General features: G+C 72.4%; 14 protein-coding genes and 1 pseudogene. 3 read left to right on the top strand and 12 right to left on the bottom strand.

Going from position 1 to position 19637, the window contains the following annotated elements; translation table 11 throughout:
- Positions 1–16: 16 nt before the first annotated feature.
- From ACF1A5_RS14570 to ACF1A5_RS14555, 4 genes and pseudogenes are all read right to left on the bottom strand, one after another.
- A complete protein-coding gene (locus ACF1A5_RS14570) occupies positions 17–1375 on the bottom strand; it encodes a rhodanese-like domain-containing protein (protein WP_392193190.1) in 1359 nt (452 codons plus the stop codon).
- Between the two features lie 85 nt (positions 1376–1460).
- The gene (locus ACF1A5_RS14565) at positions 1461–1880 is read right to left on the bottom strand and encodes a DUF302 domain-containing protein (protein WP_392193189.1); all 420 of its coding nucleotides are present in this window, start codon (positions 1878–1880) and stop codon (positions 1461–1463) included.
- Between the two features lie 80 nt (positions 1881–1960).
- The gene (locus ACF1A5_RS14560; protein WP_392193188.1) at positions 1961–2248 is read right to left on the bottom strand and encodes a metal-sensitive transcriptional regulator; all 288 of its coding nucleotides are present in this window, start codon (positions 2246–2248) and stop codon (positions 1961–1963) included.
- Positions 2249–2366: 118 nt separating this feature from the next.
- Positions 2367–2948 (bottom strand): annotated as a pseudogene (locus tag ACF1A5_RS14555) (glycoside hydrolase domain-containing protein); the annotation flags it as partial.
- A 40-nt stretch (positions 2949–2988) separates the two neighbouring features.
- Here ACF1A5_RS14555 and ACF1A5_RS14550 point away from each other — a divergent pair.
- On the top strand, positions 2989–4671 hold the full coding sequence (locus tag ACF1A5_RS14550; RefSeq protein ID WP_392193187.1) for a hypothetical protein: 1683 nt from the start codon (positions 2989–2991) through the stop codon (positions 4669–4671).
- A 123-nt stretch (positions 4672–4794) separates the two neighbouring features.
- Here ACF1A5_RS14550 and sbnA read toward each other — a convergent pair whose 3' ends face one another.
- The 8 genes from sbnA to ACF1A5_RS14510 form a co-directional block, all read right to left on the bottom strand.
- Positions 4795–5838, bottom strand: a complete 1044-nt coding sequence (sbnA, locus tag ACF1A5_RS14545; RefSeq protein WP_392193186.1) for a 2,3-diaminopropionate biosynthesis protein SbnA — start codon at positions 5836–5838, stop codon at positions 4795–4797.
- Positions 5839–5873: 35 nt separating this feature from the next.
- Positions 5874–6953 (bottom strand): 2,3-diaminopropionate biosynthesis protein SbnB, encoded by a 1080-nt coding sequence (sbnB, locus tag ACF1A5_RS14540; protein WP_392193185.1) that lies wholly within the window; start codon positions 6951–6953, stop codon positions 5874–5876.
- Complete coding sequence (locus ACF1A5_RS14535; RefSeq protein ID WP_392193184.1) at positions 6950–7954, bottom strand: TauD/TfdA family dioxygenase; 1005 nt, start codon at positions 7952–7954, stop codon at positions 6950–6952. The genes sbnB and ACF1A5_RS14535 overlap by 4 nt, the downstream gene beginning before the upstream one ends.
- Before the next feature lie 219 nt (positions 7955–8173).
- Positions 8174–11437 carry an amino acid adenylation domain-containing protein gene (locus ACF1A5_RS14530; RefSeq protein WP_392193183.1) on the bottom strand — a complete coding sequence of 1088 codons (3264 nt, stop codon included), beginning with the start codon at positions 11435–11437 and terminating at the stop codon, positions 8174–8176.
- 13 nt (positions 11438–11450) lie between these two features.
- Positions 11451–14072, bottom strand: a complete 2622-nt coding sequence (locus tag ACF1A5_RS14525) for a Pls/PosA family non-ribosomal peptide synthetase (protein WP_392193182.1) — start codon at positions 14070–14072, stop codon at positions 11451–11453.
- 177 nt (positions 14073–14249) lie between these two features.
- Positions 14250–14936 carry a class I SAM-dependent methyltransferase gene (locus tag ACF1A5_RS14520; protein ID WP_392193181.1) on the bottom strand — a complete coding sequence of 229 codons (687 nt, stop codon included), beginning with the start codon at positions 14934–14936 and terminating at the stop codon, positions 14250–14252.
- Positions 14937–15155: 219 nt separating this feature from the next.
- A complete protein-coding gene (locus tag ACF1A5_RS14515) occupies positions 15156–16310 on the bottom strand; it encodes a Gfo/Idh/MocA family protein (RefSeq protein ID WP_392193180.1) in 1155 nt (384 codons plus the stop codon).
- Positions 16311–16426: 116 nt separating this feature from the next.
- The gene (locus tag ACF1A5_RS14510) at positions 16427–16855 is read right to left on the bottom strand and encodes an ATP-binding protein (RefSeq protein WP_392193179.1); all 429 of its coding nucleotides are present in this window, start codon (positions 16853–16855) and stop codon (positions 16427–16429) included.
- Between the two features lie 146 nt (positions 16856–17001).
- Between ACF1A5_RS14510 and ACF1A5_RS14505 the strand changes: the two genes are divergently transcribed.
- Both ACF1A5_RS14505 and glpK read left to right on the top strand, forming a co-directional pair.
- Positions 17002–17769, top strand: coding sequence for an IclR family transcriptional regulator (locus ACF1A5_RS14505; RefSeq protein ID WP_392193178.1), 768 nt, complete (start codon positions 17002–17004; stop codon positions 17767–17769).
- 42 nt (positions 17770–17811) lie between these two features.
- The gene (glpK, locus tag ACF1A5_RS14500; RefSeq protein ID WP_392193177.1) at positions 17812–19335 is read left to right on the top strand and encodes a glycerol kinase GlpK; all 1524 of its coding nucleotides are present in this window, start codon (positions 17812–17814) and stop codon (positions 19333–19335) included.
- Positions 19336–19637 lie beyond the last annotated feature (302 nt).

Raw genomic sequence — 19637 nt, 5'->3', positions numbered from 1 at the left:
GGTACGACGGGCCCGTTCAGCCGGTCACGATCGACAGTCCGGCCCCGGGAGCGTTGTCGAAGCCGTCGTCGACGGCCACCACGTCCCACCCGGCGGCGTCCAGCAGCGAGGCGGCGATGCCCGCCCGCATTCCTCCGGCGCAGTGCACCCAGACCGTGCCGGCCGGCACCTCACCGAGCCGCTTGTGCAGCTGGTGGATCGGGATGTGCACGGAGCCCTCGATGTGTCCGCCGGCCCGCTCGGAGTCGCGGCGGACGTCCAGGACGACGATCCCGTCCGTACCCTGCTCGGCCAGCCCCGCGAACGTGGACCGCGGGAAGGAGGCCGGACGTTCGCCCTCGGCGACCCATTCCTCGGGCCCGCCCGTCGCCGCGGCGGCGGGCCGGTCGATGCCGACCCGGACCAGCTCCCGCTGCGCGGCGGCCAGCTGCTCCGGGGACTCGGCGAGCAGCGTGACCGGCTTGCCCCACGGGATCATCCAGGCCAGGTAGGTGGCGATCTTGCCGTCCGCCTCGAAGTTGAACGACCCGGCCACGTGGCCGTCGGCGAAGGCGACCCGGTTGCGCAGGTCCACGACCCACTCGCCGGCGGCGAGCCGGGAGGCGATCTCCCGCGCGTCCGCCACGGCCGGCGGCGTCAGGTCCACCGGGGCCGGGCCGGCGGCGTTGGCCGGGCCCATGTACGTGTAGTACGCCGGTATGTCGTCGAGGTCGGCGAGCAGCCGGGCCACGAAGGAGTCCACGTCGGAGGTCAGCGCCGCGTTGACGGCCTTCTCCTTGCCGATCGTGGTGGCGTCGCCCTCGGCCTGCGCCGAGGAGCAGAAGCTGCCGAAACCGTGCGTGGGCAGGACGGAGGTCTCGTCCGGCAGCTCGGCCGCCAGACGGTGCGCGGAGGCGTGCTGGGCGCGGGCCAGCTGCTCGGTCAGGCGCGGCTCGACGAGGTCGGGGCGACCCACGGTGCCGATCAGCAGCGAACCGCCGGTGAACGCGGCCACCGGCACGCCCCTGTCCTGCAGGACGTAGGAGGTGTGGTGCGGGGTGTGCCCGGGGGTGGCGACGGCCCGCAGTTCGAGTCCGGCGTCAAGGGCGACGGTGTCGCCGTCGGCGACCGGCACCCGCTCGAACGCCACGTGCGCACCGGCCGGGACCAGGTAGGCGGCGCCGGTCACCCGGGCCAGCTCCAGACCACCGGTGACGTAGTCGTTGTGGATGTGGGTCTCCACGACGTGGGTGATCCGCACCCCGCGCCGGGCCGCCGCCACCAGCACCTGGTCGAAGTCGCGCGGCGGATCCACCGCCACGGCCGTCTCCTTGCCGCCGGCCAGGTAGTGGCGGTTGCCGAGGCCCTCGAGCTCAATGGTGTCGATGAAGAACACGGAGATGTTCCTTTCCCACGGAAATTACCCCCCCGGGTATGTGTACCACCGTAGCACAAGTACCCCCGGGGGTATTTCGTAGCGGTCAGTCCGCCCGCGAAGTGCCCTCGGGGGTCCGTGCGGTGAGCGAGGCGAGGGCCGCGTCGAGGCGGCGGGTCGCCTCGTCGGCGACGGGGCGCAGGGCGTCGAGCCCGGTCAGCGTCACCATGGTGTCGGGGTCGAGTGCCTGGACGGTGGTGCCGTCGCCCTCGGTGCGGACGACCACGTTGCAGGGCAGCAGCAGCCCGATGGTGCGGTCCGTGTCCAGTGCGCTGTGCGCCAGCGGCGGGTTGCAGGCGCCGAGGATGACGTAGTCCTCCATGTCCTGGTCGAGCTTGGCCTTGAGGGTGGCTGTGACGTCGATCTCGGTGAGGATGCCGAAGCCCTGCGCGGCCAGGGCTTCCCGGACGCGCTCGACGGTGGTGGCGAAGCCGGCGTCGAGGTGCACGGTGCGGTCGTAGCGCATGGGGTGTGGCCTTTCTGTCGGTTCGCGGGGGACAGGGTGGGACGGGTGTCCAGGGATCGGCGGGCCAAGGGCGTGCCGGCTCACGCCAGCGACAGGAACAGCCGCTCCAGTCGGGTGCGGATCCGCCCGGCGTCGTCGCCGTTCGCCCCGCCGGCGTCGATGTCGGCCACGCATGTCTGCAGGCCGCTGGCGATGATCGCGAAGCCCGCCCGGTCCAGGGCGCGCGACGCCGCAGCGAGTTGGGTGACGACGTCCTCGCAGTCGCGCCCCTCCTCGATCATCCGGATGACGCCGGATATCTGGCCCTGTGCGCGGCGCAGCCGGTTCAGTACGGACTTCAGGTTCGGGCCTTCAAGCTCCAGTTCCACGGTTTTCTCCTTGAAAAATACCCCCAGGGGTACTCTCACTGTACGCCCCGGACACGCCTGAGTCCCTCCCCCGGGGGGAGGGGACGGGACTCGGGCGGCCTCCAGCTTCGCTGTGGAATCAGCCTCCGTGTCGGTTCAGCGCGGGCGGTCCGGCCTCGGCGGCCGTTCCCCAGGCGGACGGCTCGGCGCCGGTGGTGAACGCGAGCCACCGCATGTCCCGCAGAGCGTCGGTCGTCAGGCAGGTGCGGTCGTACGGGGTGCCGTCGACGCGGGCCGACCGGATGTAGCGGCGGGCGTCCGAGGTGGCGGGGGCCGTGATCGTGAGCGCGCCGCGGGGGTAGTGGCGCCGGTCGAGGGTGAGGTCGACGCGCTCGAAGACGGGGGTGGACAGGCCCCAGGTGTCGTAGCCGGGCTGCACCGGGAAGAGGCCGATGGACGACAGCACGTTCCAGGCGGACATGGTGCCGAGGTCGTCGTTGCCGGTCATGCCGGTGGGGGTGTCCGTGAAGAGGGTGAGCGCGGCGTGCACCACGTCGGTGGTCTTCCACGGCTCGCCGGTCGAGAGGTAGGTGTACGGGGCGATGAGGTCGGGCTCGTTCTGCGGGTTGTACTTGTCCGCGTTGTAGTAGTCGTAGGGGCCGTTCACCCACACCTCGCGGGCGGTTCTCGCCGGGTCCCGCACGAGCCGGTCGTAGGCGAATCGGTACGTTTTGCTTCAAGTCCCGCTAGGGTCGGGACATGTGAGCTACTACGACCTGGGCAGCCACTCCCGGCGCGTGACGACGTCGTCCCCCGAGGCCCAGTCGTGGTTCGACCGCGGGCTGAACTGGACGTACGCCTTCAACCACGAGGAGGCCGTCCGCTGCTTCGAGGCGGCCGCCGCGGCGGACCCCGACTGCGCCATGGCCGACTGGGGCGTGGCCTACGCCCTGGGCCCCAACTACAACAAGCCCTGGGGGTTCTTCGACGAGCGGGACCTCGCGCGGACGGTGGAGCGCACCCACGCCGCGGTGGAGCGGGCGCACGTCAAGGCGGCGTCCGCGTCCCCCGTGGAACGGGCGCTCATCGAGGCGCTGCGCGCCCGCTACCCACGGGCGGAGGCCGAGGACGCCGAGGACTGCTCGGTGTGGAACGCGGCCTACGCCGACAGCATGGGGGCCGTACACCGGCTGGCGCCCGACGACCTCGAGGTGGCGGCCCTGTACGCCGACGCCCTGATGAACCTCACCCCCTGGCAGCTGTGGGACATCCGCACCGGCCGCCCCGCGCCCGGCGCGCGCACGCCCGAGGCCAGGGCCGTGCTCGAAGGGGCGATGGCGACACGGGCGGGCACCCGGCACCCCGGCCTGCTGCACCTGTACGTCCACCTGATGGAGATGTCCCCGGCCCCCGAGACCGCCCTGCCCGCCGCCGACCGGCTGCGCGGCCTGGTGCCCGACGCCGGGCACCTGCAGCACATGCCGTCCCACCTGGAGGTGCTCTGCGGCGACTACCGGCGGGTGCTCTCCGACAACGCCGCGGCCATCGCCGCCGACGAGAAGTACCTCGCCCGGGCAGGCGCGATGAACTTCTACACCCTCTACCGGTGCCACAACCTCCACTTCAGGATCTACGGCGCGATGTTCCTCGGCCGCCTCCAGGACGCGCTGGAGACGGCGGATCGGCTGGAGGCCGCCGTGCCCGAGGAACTGCTGCGCGTGGAGAGCCCGCCGATGGCCGACTGGCTGGAGGGCTTTCTCGCGATGCGGGTGCACGTCCTGATCCGCTTCGGGCGCTGGGACGACATCCTGCGTCTGCCGCCGCCGGCCGACCCGCGGCTGTACTGCGTGAGCACGGCGATGCGGCACTACGCGCGCGGCGTCGCGTTCTCCGCCACCGGCAGGATCGCCGACGCCGAGGCGGAACGCACCCTCTTCCGGCAGGATGCCGCCCAAGTCCCGCAGACCCGCATGTTGTTCAACAACACCTGCGCGGACATCCTGGCGATCGCCTCGGCGATGCTCGACGGCGAACTGGACTACCGCCGGGGCGATCACGACGCGGCCTTCACCGCGCTGCGCCGGTCGATCGAACTGGACGACGGCCTCCCGTACGACGAGCCGTGGGGCTGGATGCAGCCCACCCGGCACGCCTACGGCGCGCTGCTCCTGGAGCGGGGACGGGTCGAGGAGGCCGAGGCGGTCTACCGGGCCGACCTGGGGCTCGACGACACGCTTCCCCGCCCGCTGCAGCACCCCGGCAACGTCTGGGCACTGCACGGATTCCACGAGTGCCTGCTGCGGCTCGGCCGGACCGCCGAGGCACGGATCGTCGCCCAGCAGTTGAAGATCGCGACCGCGGTGGCCGACGTGCCGATCACGGCGTCCTGCTTCTGCCGCCTGGACACCGCCCCGGACGACGGCTGCTGCGCACCACCGTCCTGAGGCGCACCACCGTCCTGAGGCGCACCACCGTCCCGAGGCGCACCACCGTCCCGAGGCGCCCCGCATCGAGCGCCCGGCCGGTTCCGCACCGGACGCCCGGTGCGGAACCGGCCGGGCACCCGCCTACGGCGTGCCGTTCAGCGGCTCGCGCCCGCCCACCGGTGTGCGCAGCCCCGGCTCGGCCGCCGGGGAACCGGCGGTCACCTCCTCACCGCCGAGGACGTGCTCGCCGTAGAGGTCCTCGAGCCAGGTGGTCTGGTAGATGGTGTCGAGATAGCGCTCACCGAGGTCCGGGGCGATGGCGACCGCGGTGAGCTCGCCCATGTCGTCGTGCCGGGCCAGCCAGTCCATCGCCCCGCTGACCACCGTCCCGGTGGAGCCGCCGAACAGGAACCCGCGCCGGGCCAGCCGGTGGCAGACGCGGATGGTGTCGGCCTCCTCGACCTTGATCACCTCGTCGACGTAGGACTCGTCCAGCAGGGGCGGGCGCATGCTCATGCCGATTCCCGGGATCATCCGGCGGCCCGGTTCGCCGCCGAAGGTCACCGAGCCGACGGTGTCCACCGCGACGACCCGCACGGGCCGGTGCCAGGCGCGGAAGAACCGGGCGCAGCCCATGAGGGTCCCGGTGGTTCCCGCACCCACGAACAGCACGTCCAGCTGCGGGAACTGACGGGCGATCTCCGGCGCCGTCGTGCGGTGGTGCGCCCGCCAGTTGCCCGGGTTGGTGTACTGGCTGAGCCACACGTACCGGTCGTCGGCGGCGCACAGCGCGCGTACGTAGTCGATGCGGGCGCCGAGGAAGCCGCCGTTGGCGTCCAGGTCGGCGATGACGTGCACCTCGCTGCCCAGCGCCTCCATCAGCAGCCGCGTCGACAGATTGCACCGGGAGTCCGTCACGCACAGGAACCGGTAGCCCTTGCTCGCCGCGATCATGCTGAGCGCCACGCCCAGGTTGCCGGAAGAGGACTCGATCAGCACCGAGTCCGGCGTCAGCAGCCCGTCCCGCTCGGCGGCCTCCACCATCTCTACCGCGGCCTTCAGCTTGATCGAGCCGGCGAAGTTGAACCCCTCGCACTTCAGGAAGAGGGAACGCCCCATGATCGGCTCTAAGTCGATGTAGAGCTGGCCCTCGTTGTACGCGTGGGGAGCGGAAATGACGGGCACGCTGGCCTCCTCATGCCAGGGCTGAGGGAAACCGCTCAGCCGTACCGGCGCAGCTCGTGGAAGAAGTCGTCGATGACGTGGAGGGCTCCGGTCCGGGCCACTTCGTCGTGCACGTAACTGCCGACGGCGAGGTCGAGGACGCCGAGCCCGAAGGGCGAGAAGATCACGGTTCGGTCGGTGGGCAGGCTCGTTCGTCCCGTCATGACGTCGTGGAGTGTGCCGTCCAGGAAGTCGCGGTTGCCGGTGAGCTGCTCGGCCAGATGGGGGGAGGTGTCGGCCTTCAGGCAGTGCTCGACGTCGTCGACCACGTTCGCCGAGGCGAGCAGGATCTCGGGGGCCAGGTCGCGCAGGGAGACGTGCAGGACGACGGGGTGGTGGGCGAACCAGGCCGGGTCGGTGACATGGGGTTGTCCGGCGACGGTGGCGAAGACCACCAGGTCGCTGGAGCGGATCAGTTCCTCGGCGCTGTCGTGGACGGTGACCCGACCGGTGTGCCCGGCGCGGCCGTCCTGTCGCAGGTAGCCGCGGAAGCCCGCGGCGCTGTCGGCGGACAGGTCGTGCACCCCGACGGAGTCGAACGTCCAGCCGGTGCCCACGAGGAAGGTGTGGATGTAGCGGGCGATCAGGCCCGTGCCGAAGAACCCGACCCGGGTGGGGCGGGACCGGCCGCGGGTGAGCCAGTCCGCGGCCAGCGCGGCGGAGGCCGCGGTCCTGGTCGCGCTGATGATCGAGCTCTCCAGGCAGGCGAACGGGTAGCCGGTCTCACGGTCGTTGAGGATGAGCACCGCCGACGCCCGGGGCAGGCCGGCCGCCACGTTGTCCGGGAAGCTGGAGATCCACTTCAGGCCGTCCACGCCCACCGGTCCGCCGAGGGAGGCGGGCAGCGCGATGATGCGGGAACCCGGACGGTCGGGGAAGCGCAGGAAGTACGACGGCGGGTTCACCGAGTCGCCCCGGCCGTGCAGCCGGTAGGCGGACTCGACCAGTTCCACGATCTGCTTCTCACGGCCTTCCAGGGCCTGCCGCACCTGGGCGCCGGAGATCACCGAGAAGCTCGGCACCGGCGCCGGGCGCGGGGCGGTGTGGTGGGGGGCGGGGGAGGTCACGGAGGTCATCGGCGGCTCCCCTCCCCGGCGGGACGGCTCTCGGGCAGGCGCTGCGGCTCGGCCATGGCGACCACGACCTGGCGTTCGCCGGTGAAGGCCTCCCTGCTGTGCGCGGTGCGGATGTTGTCGACCATCAGCACGTCGCCGGCCTGCCACGGCTCGCGCCGGGTGTGCTCCTCGTAGGTGGCGTTGAGGAGCTCGACCACGTCCTCGCCGATCGGGCTGCCGTCCCCGTAGCGGGTGTTGAACGGCAGCCCTTCCTCGCCGTAGACGTCCACCAGGTACTCCCGCACCTCCGGGGCCAGCGTCCACTCGTTGAGGAAGGCGATCTGGTTGAACCAGCAGCGGCGGCCGGTGACCGGGTGGCGCACCACCGCGCTGCGGCGCTGCCGGGTGTGCAGGGAGCCGTCGGGCTGCCAGGTGAACTCGATGGCGTTGGCGCGGCAGTAGCGCTCCACGGCGGCGCGGTCGGCGGTGCCGAACGACTCCTCCAGCGACGCCCCGATCTCGTCGTTGTAGGAGCGCGTGAGCATCCAGCCCTCGCGCTCGAACCGCTCGCCGACCGCCGCGGGCAGCGCCTGGAGCACGCGCTCGGAGTCGGCCACCGCGGTCGCCCCGCCCGCGGCCGGCGCGGTCAGGCACGCGAAGAGCATCAGCCCGGGGACCTCCAGCGCGTAGCTCAGCTCGTGGTGCATGCACATCGGCTGGTTGGCCGGCCAGGTGGTGGAGGCGTACAGCCCCGGGCTGTAGCGCTGCCGGGGCGCGAAGGTCTCACGCTCCGTCATCAGGCCGCCGGCCAGCCCCGCGAAGACCGCACCGGCGGACGCGGGTTCCCGCACTTGCAGACCACGGACCAGGAGCGCTCCGTGCTCGGCGACCCGCGCCCGCAGTCCCTCGCGGTGCTCGGCCGCCCAGCGGGGCGCGTCCTCGGGCGGGTCCACGTGCAGGACCGGGGGCCTGTCCGGCTCAAGCTCCACCTCGAGCAGGGATGCCGGGGAAGAGAACGACATCTGGTTTCCTCTCGTTCGTCACCGCGGAGGATCTCTCCGGTCCGCGAGGTCTGCGAAGGTCTGGCGGGTCGGCGGGTCCGCGAGGGCGCTGTCCGCGACGGCTGGGTCCGCGAAGGCCGTTTTCGCGAGGTTGGGGACGGGACGGCCGCGTCCGCGAGGGCTGCCGAAGTGCCGCGGGGCCTCGCCGCGGGACCGTGGAGCTCGCGGGACGCGGCGGGCTCAGGACGGTGCCATCAGTTCGGCGGCGCCGAGGACGGCCCGTGCCGCGTCGGTGGGACGGGTGCGGGGGAAGTGGTGGCCGCCCTCGGCGAGCCGGTGCAGGTCCACCCGTTCGGCCAGGAGCCGCCACCCCAGGTGAGGGTCGGGGGCCTGCGCGGTGTGCGGATCGTCGTCCGCGACGACCACGGTGACCGGGGCGGACAGCCTGTCGGCCGGCGGGGCCTCCAGAGCCGCGGCGAAGTAGCGGTCCGCGGCCACGCAGTCGTGCCGGTAGGCGGCGCCGACGCGCTCGGCCTGCCGCGCGTCGAGCTCGCCCAGCTCGGTGTGGCCGCCCTCCGCGCTCAGCCGGGCGGCGATCTCCGCGTCGCTCAGCGAGGTCAGCTCGCCGACGGCGGCGCGCCGCTCGCTCGCGGTGCCGAGGAGCTGCGCGCCGAGGAAGACCCGGGGCACGTCGACGCCGAGATCCCGCAGCCGCCGCGCCGTCTCCACGGCCGGCGCGGCACCCGAGGAGTGGCCCCACAGCATGACCCCGGTCAGACCGCGCGCGGTGATCTCGGCGACGACCCGCTCCACCAGCTCCTCCAGCGGCATGAACGCCTCGTGGGGGGCGGCCAGGTCGTGCCCCGGCGGGTCGACGGCGTACACCGCGGGACCGTGGCCCGCCAGGGCGCTCGCCAGCGGCTGGAAGTTGACCGCGTTGCCGCCCGCGTGGGGGAAGCAGACCAGGGCGCACTCCGGGGTCCCCTCCGGCACCGACAGCGGCTGCAGCAGTTCCGCGCGCCGCCGTCCCGTGCCGTCCAGCAGGGCGGCGAGGTCGGCGAGCACCGGATGGCGGGTGATGTCCTTCAGGGACACCGCGCGCTCCAGGGCGAGGGTGAGTCTCACCGCCGTCAGCGAGGTGCCGCCGGAGTCGAAGAAGTGGTCCCGCCTGCCGATCCGCTCCTCCGGCACCCCGAGCAGCCCGGCCCACGCGGCCGCGAGCCTGCGCTCGGCCGGGGTGCGCGGGACGTTCCGCTCTCCGGTGGCGCCGGCACCCTCGGCGTCCGCCGCGGCCCGTTCGGCCAGCGCGGTCAGGGCCTTCCGGTCGATCTTGCCGTTGGCGGTCAGCGGCAGGCTGTCCTGCCGATGGAAGGCGCTCGGGACCATGTACGCGGGCAGCGCCGCGCCGAGCGCCTCGCGCAGCGCGTCCGTGTCCTGGCGGCGACCGCTGTAGAAGGCGATCAGATGCGTGCTGTGGCCGGCGAGTTCGGCGACGACCACCGCGCCGTCGCGCACTCCGGGCACCCGCAGCAGGGTGTTCTCGATCTCGCCGATCTCGATGCGGAAGCCGCGGATCTTGACCTGGTTGTCCCGGCGGCCGAGGAACTCCAGCTTGCCGTCCGGGTGCCAGCGCCCCCAGTCGCCGCCCAGGTAGAGCCGCTCGCCGGGGCGGTACGGGTCCTGCCGGTACGCCTCGAGCGTGCGCTCCGGGTCGTTGACGTACCCGCGGCCCACGCACACGCCGGAGAACGCGATCAGCCCGGGTGCGCCCAGCGGCACCAGGGACAGCCGCTCGTCGACGACGAGGACGCGCACGTTGTTCACCGGACGTCCCAGCAGCACCCGTTCGGGCACCTGGTCCATGACCTCGTGGTTGGTGTCGTCGGAGGTCTCGGTCAGCCCGTAGGCGTTGACCAGTCTGATCCTCGGCTGGACCGCGAACCAGCGCTGGACCAGCTCCCGCTTCAGCGCCTCGCCGGTCACCGACACACAGGCCAGGTCGGGGAGTTCGCGCGGGTGCCGCTCCAGGTAGGACACCACCACCTCCAGGTAGGAGGGCACGACCTGCACCACCCCGACGCGGCCGCGGACGAGGGTGTCGACGAACCGCTCGACGTCCACGATCACGTCCTGCTCGACCAGCAGGGTCCGCCCGTCCACCAGCAGCGCGGCCAGCAACTGCCACAGGGAGATGTCGAAGCACTGCGGCGCGGTCTGCGCCACCACCCGGCCCGGACCGATGCCCAGGTCGTCGATCTTGGCGTGGAGATGGTTGAGCATCCCCGCGTGCTCGCACATCGCGCCCTTCGGCTCCCCGGTGGAGCCGGAGGTGAAGTAGATGTAGGCCAGCTGGTCCGGGGCGACCGCCACGCCCACGTCGCCGTCGGCGTCCTGCTCGTCGTACGCCGTACCGACCGGCAGCGTCCGCACCCCCGGCAGCGTGCCCAGGGCCTCGGTGAGGTTGCGGTCGCTGCCGGGCTCGGTCAGCACCAGCCGGCATCCGGCGCGCGACAGGGTCGCCGCGATCCTGCCCGCGGGGAAGTGCGGCTCGATCGGCAGGTAGACGCCTCCGGCCTTGAAGACCGCCAGCACCGAGGCCAGCCAGTCCAGATTGCGCTCGGTGACCACCGCCACCACGTCTTCCCTGCTCAGCCCCCTGGCCAGCAGGGCCCGCGCCAGCCGGTTGGCGCGCGCGTTGAGCTCGCCGTACGTCCACGAGCGTGCGCCGTGCACCGCGGCCACCGCCTCCGGGTGCGCCCGCGCGCGCTGCTCGAACAGCTCGTGCGCCCGCATCGGCGGCAGTTCGCGGTGCGGCCCGGCGAGCCCTTCGAGCTGGTACCGGACCTCGTCGGCCGCGAGCAGACTCCACCCGGTGTGCTCCGCGTCCGGGTCGGCGGCGAGGGCGCCTAGCGCGGTGAGGTGGTAGCCGCCGAGGCGGGCGGCGCACGCGGCGTCCAGCACCTCGGTGCGGTACCGCAGCCGCAGGACCGACCGCCCGTCCTCGGTACGGCAGTCCACGGCCAGCACGACCTCGGCGGGCAGTTCGCCGTCGAACCCCGCAGGGCCGAACACGACCTCGTACGACGGCTCGCTCACGCCCAGTTCCCGGCGCAGCTCGTCCACCGGGAAGTCACGGTGCGCCAGCACCTCCGCCTCGGTCCGGTGCGCGCTCAGCACCAGGCCGCGCCACGACCCCGGGGGGACGGTCAGCCGGCACGGCAGCGGGCCGTGTCCGGGCCCGGGCACGTACCCCGTGACGACCTCCCGCTCGCCCGACACCGCGGCCAGCACCCTGGCGTGCGCGGCCAGCAGCACCGCGCTCAACGGCACGTCCGACGCGGCGGCCAGCGCACGCACCGCCCCCGCCACGCCGTCCGGCACCACGACACGGTGCTCGGCCGTACCCGCCACCGGCTGCCGGGTCCACCGCGGGACGGCGGTGACGCCGCCGGCGGTCACCACGTCGCTCCAGAACTGCCGGTCCGCCTGCGCCTGCGTTCCCATCGAATGGCCTTCCTCAACGCGCCGTCGCCGCGGCGCCGTTCGCCGAGGACGTTCCTGCTGCCGTGGCCGAGTGGCCCCGGCCGGGGCCACTGGGGGAATCCGGCCTCTCCACCGCGGGATTTCCGCCCCACCGCGCGTACGGGGGGACCTCCTCGCCCTTCATCAGGAAGGAGTCGGCGGCCAGTTGGGCGCCGTCACCCATCGTCACGCCGTAGTGCACATGGGCGCCGACCCCGAGGGTGCAGCCGGCACCCAGCACGGAGTGGTCGGACTTGAAGGTGCCGTCCTCCTGGGAATGGCACTGGATCTTGCTGCCCGCGTTCAGGGTGCAGTCGTCGCCGACGGTGGTGAGCGACCGCTCCGTCACATAGCAGCCGTCGTCGAACACCCGCCGTCCGACGCGGACGCCCAGCGCGCGCCAGACGATGTTCTTGAACGGGGTCCCGTTGAACAGGTTGAGGTATTCGACCGGCACCTTCCACAGCCGCTCGTGCCACCAGAAGTACGGGTCGTAGATGGAGCACAACCGGGGGCGCAGCGGGCGGAACGCGCCGACGCACCGCTCCACCAGGACGTGGAAGGCGGCGGTGAGGGCGACCGTGAGTGCCAGGTACGCGCCGATCACCAGGTGCCCGAGAGTGCCGTAGAGGGTCAGGCACGCCAGCCCCAGCGCCGTCAGGAAGAAGGTGAGCAGCCACCGCAGGAGCAGATGCAGCGCCATGGAGCGGAGGTTGTAGCGGTTCTTGGCGGCCAGCCGGCGCCGCAGTTCGTCCCCGGTCCTCAGATGGTCGAACCGGGTGTCCCGCTCCACCGTGCGCGGGATCTCGAACGACGGTGAGCCCAGCAGTCCGACGCCTTCGCGGATCTCCCCGTCGAGGGGGACCATCACCTTCGTGGCGAGCAGGCAGTTCTCGCCCGTCCTGGCTCCGGCCGGATAGGCGATGTTGTTGCCGAGGAAGTTGCGCGGGCCGATCGTCGCCCGGGTGACCCGGAAGGACGTACTGGTGAAGTCCGCGTTGATCAGGGACAGTCCGTCGGCCACCATTGTCCCGGTGCCGACGGACGCGAGGAACGGGGTCTCGTGCTGCACCTCTGTGCCGAAGTTGGACCCGGTCTGCTCGACGCGGGACAGGTCGTACCCGAGGCGTCGCAGATAGGGGACGATGTAGGAGCTGTCGCCGAGGAGCCAGGCGAAGAACTTCAGGTTCGTCATCCGGGCGATCGCCCGGTGCACCCCGTAGTGGAAGCCGTAGAGCGGGTAGACCTTGTCCGGCGTGATGACCAGGTTCAGCAGGCGCGGAACGGTGAACAGCACGGCGAGCCCCACGACGACGGTGCCGAAGTACAGCAGGGCGGAGACGACGAGCGCGTCGAGCAGGAACTCCGCCGAGGAGACGCGGGCCGCCTCCCGGTTCAGCCACCTGCCGAACGCCGGAACCCCGGTGGCGATCATGTACAAGCCGCCCACGGTCAGGGGCAGGTAGAGGAAGAACATCTGCACGAGGGAGAGCAGACCGAACCCGGCCCGGCGCAGCGTGCCGCAGCGGGCGGGTGCGACCCTCACGTAGTCGACGTCCGTCGGCTCCGCCGGGGACCCGTGCCACCGCGCGCCGTCCGGGACGGACTGGCCCCGGTACAGGGTGGACGTATGGCCGAGCTGGGCTCCGTCGCCCAGGACGGTGTCGATGTCGAGCACCGTCTTTTCGCCGACGAACGCGTCCCGGCCGAGGGTGACCCGTCCGGTCTGGATGCGCCCGGCGTGCGCCCGGTAGCAGAGGAAGTAGGAGTCCTTCCGGACCACGGTGCCGGAGCCGATCGTCAGCAGGTCGGTGCAGACCGGCACGGTGCGGGAGAGGATCGTGACGTTCCTGCCGATCCGTGCGCCGAGCGCCCGCAGATAGAGCACGTACAGGGGGTTGCCGATGAAGAGCACGATCGGATTGGCGTGGAGCAGCACCTTGACGATCCAGAACCGCAGATACGCCAGGCTCCACACCGGGATCTCACGCGGTTTCCAGCGTCCGACGAGAATCCATTTCGCCAGGACCGGGAAGGCGCACAGGGCGAGGAATGTGACGCTGACGGCGAGGACGGAACGCAGATAGACGGCGGCCGGACCCGAGCCCTCGGCAATCCACGAGTACCCCCAGTCGGCGGCGAATCCGGTGGCGAGGGAGTAGCCGAGGAAGACCAGTAACTGGAGTGTTCCGCACAGGACGTAACCGAGATCGCTCGCCGGGGTGACCGGTTCCGGGGCCTGCACCGGCACGGGCGCCGGTCGGGTGGCCGACGGCGGCACCGGGAGCTCCGGGTCGGCTGGAGCGGGTGCGGCGGCGGCCAGAGCGCCGGCCAGATCCCGGATCGTCTGGTGCCGGTAGACGTCCTTCATGGAGACGGACGGCAGATCCGGGTGCTTCCTGACCCGGGCGCAGAACTGGGCCATGACCAGGGAGTTGGCGCCGAGATCGGTGAAGAAGTTGCTGGTGCCCGCGACCTCCGCCACGGACAGGAGACCGGCCAGTATTCCGGCGAGTTCCGTCTCGGTGTCCGCCGCCGTCCGGCCGTCGCCGCCGCGCCCGGCGGTCGCGGATTCTGCCGTCGCGTTTATCAGGGTGTCGGCGGACTTCTCTACCATTCGAGCTCCTCGAGGAAATCCCGCGAAACGTCGGCCCGTACGGCGCTCAGTCTTGTGCGGCCACTTCCGCGTTGCCACTCGAATGCGATCGAGATGGGACGACCACGTCCACAGAAATGCCGGTGTTTCCGCCGATCCGCCCCGCTGGAGGGAGGAGTGGATCACCCGTATGGAGGTTCACCCGCGAAGGCGCGCCCGGACGACCTGGTCGACGACGGGATCGCCGTCCGGGCGGGGAAGCAGGTCGACGGCGTCCACGGCGAAACCGTGCGCGGTGAGGACGTCCTCCCACAACTCCGGGGCGAGCACCCACATGTGGACCTCCCGGGGCTCCATGCCCGCCAGTCCCACACGCAGCGAGCGGGGCCGGACGTCGGCGGACGGGGCCCGCCGGTGCAGATCGGTGTGCAGGACGGAGAAGACCAGCCGGCCCGCGGGGCGCAGGGCGGCGCGCAGGGCGGGCAGGCTGCGGCGGGGGTCGAGGAAGCCGAGCCCGTGGATCGAGTACACGAGGTCGTAGGGCTCGCAGCGCCGCAGGTGTTCGACGACGTCCCCGAGCAGGTAGCGCACGCCGGGGGTGGTGCCGTACTGCGTGACCGCGCGGCGGTGCTGGGTGGGTGAGACGTCGACGGCGTCGACCTGGGCGCCGTGCCGGGTGGCGAGATGCGCGGCGTAGTGCCCGGCGCCGCTGCCGGCGTCGAGCAGCCGCAGGCCGGAGATGTCACCGAGCAGTTCGGTCCCGGGCCCGTCCGCGCCGGGAGCGCCCCAGTGGAGCCGTGCGGGCTCCGGCGGCCGGAATCCTCGATCGATCTGGAACCGGCCGTACGCCGTCCAGGCACGCAGATTCACCAGGTCGCTGATCACGGTGGTCGCGCTCCTCGGCACAGGGGGCGGGGACGGGATGAGGCTCGGGCGGATGCCGGGTGGGCTGATGCCGACAGGGACAACGAACCGGTCGCCGTTTCGAACGCACGGGTTTGAGTCGCGTCCCCGCCGTGGAATCCCGGGGCGCGTGCCGCGGCCGCCCCCGCTCCCTGGGGCGAGCGCGCGGCGCGGCGTGGCCGAAACGCCGTGGGCGGCCGCCTACGCCAGGTGCACCCAGGTCCCGTCCTCGGCGGAGCGGGCCATGGCGTCCAGGGCCTGTGCGGCGGCCACCGCGTCGTCGAGGGTGGCACCGCGGGCATCGGGCCCGGTGATCGAGCGCAGGAAGTGGTACGCCTCGATCACCTTCAGGTCGTCGTAGCCCATGGCGTTGGCCGCCCCGGGCTGGAAGGCGGCGTACTCGCCGTGCCCGGGGCCGACGTGGACGGTGCTGACGGGCTGGTCCTGGTAGGCGGTGCCGCGGCTGACGCCGAGTTCGCCCATACGGCGGAAGTCCCAGAACAGGGCGCCGGTGGTGCCGTGGATCTCGAAGCCGTAGGCGTTCTGCTCGCCGACCGAGACCCGGCACGCCTCCAGCACTCCGCGGGCGCCGGAGGTGAAGCGCAGCAGGCAGTTCACGTAGTCCTCGTTCTCCACCGGACCGGGCTCCCCGCCGGTCGCGCGGCTGTGACCGGCGGTGGCGTCGGTGGGGCGGGCCCGCCGGGGCACGAACACGGCGGTGTCGGCGGTCAGCGAGCCGATCTCGCCGAGCAGGTGCCGGCCCAGGTCGACGCCGTGCGAGGCGAGGTCGCCGAGCACCCCGCTCCCGCCGCGTTCCCGTTCGTACCGCCAGGTCAGCGCGCCCTCGGGGTGGGCGGCATAGTCGCTGAACAGCCGGATGCGGACATGGGTGACCGTGCCGATGTCGCCGGCGGCGAGCATCTCGCGGGCGGCGGCCACGGCGGGCGCGTTGCGGTAGTTGAAACCGACCGTGCCCCGGACGCCCGACTCCGCGGCGGCGTCGGCGACGGCGCGGGCGTCCGCCGTGGTGAGGCCGACCGGCTTCTCGATCCAGAGGTGCTTGCCCGCCCGGGCCATGGCGACGCCGATCTCGCGGTGCAGGAAGTTCGGCGCGGTGACGCTGACGGCCCGCACCCGGGGATCGGCGGCGATCTCCCGCCAGTCGCGGGTCGCCGAGACGAAGCCGTACTGCCCGGCCGCCCGTTCCGCCCGCCCGGGCACCTCGTCGGCCACGGCGACCAGGTGCGGCCGCACGGTGAGCTGCGGGAAGTGGTGCGGCAGTCGGGCGTACGCCTGGGTGTGCACCCGTCCCATCCAGCCGAACCCCACGACGGCGACGCCGAGCGCATCCACCATGACAGCCCCTCTTCGGACCGGTCCACAGGCCTGGTGGCCCACCCTGGACGGCGTTTTCGCGAGGAGTCAAGCGGGAGCCGCGCCCCGGCGGCGCCGTTCGGCGCCGCCGGGCCGGCTCAGCCCGTGAGCACCTCCGCCCACCGGCTGGTCGCGGCGGGGTGCGCGAGCACACCGCACCGGGCGGACAGGGCGGCGACGATCCCGAGGCCACGGCCGTGCTCGTCGGGGTCGGGAGCGGACTTCCTGGGGCCGGGCGGAGCGGCGGGGCCCCGGTCGGTCACTTCGACACGCACCCCGGCGCGTCCGTCCACGGGGATCCGCCACAGCCGCAGGGTCGCCGGCGGCAGGGCGTGCACCAGAGCGTTCGTGATCAGCTCCGACACCACCAGGAGCACGTCCTCGACGGCGTCGGCGGGCAGGTTCCAGCCACCCAGGACCGCGCGCACGCGACGGCGTACGACCGAGACGGCCCCTGGGGCGGGCGGCAGCGGGAAGACCTGGTCTGCTTCCTCGCGAGGCGCTGCGGCGAGTTGCGCTGCGGTCATGTGCCCTCCTCCTCCGGGCGGCGCGTCCGACCGGAGTACGGACGCGATATGGCACGCTAGGGAAGGAAACGCGTCCGGTCAATGAACAACGGTCGGCATTGCCGAACAGTAGTCCGGTTCAGGGCAAATCGGGCTACGATCGCTGCATGGCCGGACCGGTGCAGTCCATCGAACGGGCGGCGGCGATCCTGCGCCTGCTCGCCGGCGGCCCGCGCAGGCTGGGGCTCGGCGAGGTGGCGTCGTCGCTCGGTCTGGCCAAGGGAACCGCCCACGGCATTCTGCGCACCCTGCAGCACGTGGACTTCGTGGAGCAGGACGAAGCGACCGGAAAGTACCAGCTCGGCGCGGCGCTGCTGCACCTGGGCAGCAGCTACCTCGACGTCAACGAGCTGCGCTCGCGCTCCCTCAACTGGGCCGACGCCCTCGCCGCCCGCAGCGGGGAGGCCGTCCGCCTGGGCACTCCGCTGGAGGGCAAGGTGCTCATCGTGCACCACGTCTTCCGGCCGGACGACACCCTCCAGACCCTCGACGTGGGCGCGCTGCTGCCACTGCACGCCTCCTCGCTCGGCAAGGTCCTGCTGGCCTTCGGAGCCGCGCCCGTCGAACCCCTGCTCAGGACGGAACTGGACGCGTACACACGGCACACCCTGGTGCTCCCGGAGGACCTGAACGGGGCGCTCGCCGAGATCCGGGAACTCGGCTGGGGAGCCGAGGTGCAGGAGATGAGCATGGGCGACGCCGGGGTGGCCGCGCCGATCCGGGGGCACGGCGGCCTCGTGGTCGGCGCGATCGGCCTCTCCGGACCGGTCGAGCGCATCTGTGACACCAAGGGCAGGCCCCAGCCCGCCCTGATCGCCCTGCTCCGGGAGGCGGCCCGGGCGATCTCCAGAGACCTGGGAGCGGCCCGCTGGTAGATCCCCGCACCCCGCGCGACGCATCGGAAGGCAGGCCCGATCATGGTTGAACGCTACGTGCTGTCCGTCGACCAGGGCACCACCTCCACGCGATGCATCCTGTTCGACCATCGGGGCCGGCTGGTGTCGGTCGCGCAGCGCGAGCACCAGCAGTTCTTCCCCCGGCCGGGCTGGGTCGAGCACGACGCCGTCCAGATCTGGCAGAACGTCCGGCGCATCGTGCCAGAGGCGCTGGACGCCGCCGGGGTGGACGCCGCCCAGATCGCCGCCGTCGGGATCGCCAACCAGCGGGAGACGACCGTGCTCTGGGACCGGCGGACCGGGGCGCCGTACGGCCGGGCCATCGTGTGGCAGGACACCCGCACCGCCCCACTCGTCGAGGAGCTCAGGGAACGGCCCGGGGACGAGTTCTTCCTCGACCGCTGCGGCCTTCCCCCCTCCACCTACTTCTCCGCCCCCCGGATCCGCTGGCTCTTCGAACACGTGGAGGGCCTGGAGGGGCGCGCCCGGAACGGTGAGGTGCTGTTCGGCACCATGGAGAGCTGGCTGATCTGGAACCTCACCGGCGGCAAGGACGGCGGCCTGCACATCACCGACCCCACCAACGCCAGCCGCACCATGCTGATCAACATCCGGACCCTGACCTGGGAACCGGAGCTGATGGAGTTCTTCGGGGTGCCCCGCCCGATGCTGCCGGAGATCCGGTCCTCGGCCGAGAGCTACGGCGAGGCCCGCGCGCTGCTCCCCGGCGTCCGCATCACGGCCGCCCTCGGCGACCAGCAGGCCGCCCTGTTCGGGCAGACCTGCTTCTCGCCCGGCGAGGCCAAGTGCACCTACGGGACCGGCAGCTTCCTGGTGATGAACACCGGCACCGACGTCGTACGCTCCCGGCACGGGCTCCTCACCACCGTCGCGTACAAGATCGGCGACGAGCCCACGGTCTACGCCCTGGAGGGGCCGATGGCCGTGACCGGTTCGCTGGTCCAGTGGTTCCGGGACCGCCTGGGCCTGATCCACAGCGCGCCCGAGATCGAGACCCTGGCCCGCACCGTCGAGGACAACGGCGGCTGCTACATCGTCCCCGCGTTCTCCGGCCTGTTCGCACCGCACTGGCGCAGCGACGCCCGCGGCGTCATCGTCGGCTTGACCTCGTACATCACCAAGGGGCATCTGGCCCGGGCGGTCCTGGAGGCCACGGGATGGCAGACCCGGGAGGTGGTCGACGCCATGAACGCCGACTCCGGGCTCGCCCTGAAGGAACTCAAGGTCGACGGTGGCATGACCTCGGACAACCTGCTCATGCAGTTCCTGGCCGACGTCCTCGACGTCCCCGTCGTACGACCGCTGGTGGCCGAGACGGTCTCCCTGGGCGCGGCCTACGCCGCCGGGCTCGCGGCCGGCTACTGGCCCGACCTGGAGGTCCTGCGCCGCAACTGGCACCGCGCCGCCCAGTGGCTGCCGGACATGGACCCCGAATGGCGCGAGTGGGAGTACGGCTGCTGGAAGCGGGCCGTCGAGCGCTCCCTGGACTGGGTCAGGCAGCCACCGCCGCACCGGCGGCGCTGACGCCGTCGCCGGGCGAGCCGCCCGGGGCGTACCGGGGCGCGGGAGGAAGCGGCGGGCCTGGCCCGGCAGGACGTGGCGGCTCTGGCCCGGCAGGAAGCGGCGAGGCATCCCTGGGGGGCGGGGCTTTCCAGGAAGTGGCGCACAGGACGAATCGGGGGCCGCGGGGGTGGTTACCCAGACAGCAGAGGGTTCGGAAGTGAGCCCCGGGGCCCTCCGCGCTGCACACGGCGGAGGGCCCGCCGCGACCGGCGACCGGCAGCCGTGCCGCCGCTGCCGGGGGCACTCCGGGCGGACTCCCGGGC

Origin of the sequence: Streptomyces sp. NPDC014864, assembly GCF_043081525.1 — a bacterium.
GTDB lineage: Bacteria > Actinomycetota > Actinomycetes > Streptomycetales > Streptomycetaceae > Streptomyces.
The sequence above is the reverse complement of the archived record's forward strand: the minus strand, read 5'-3'. Positions and strand labels throughout refer to the sequence as shown.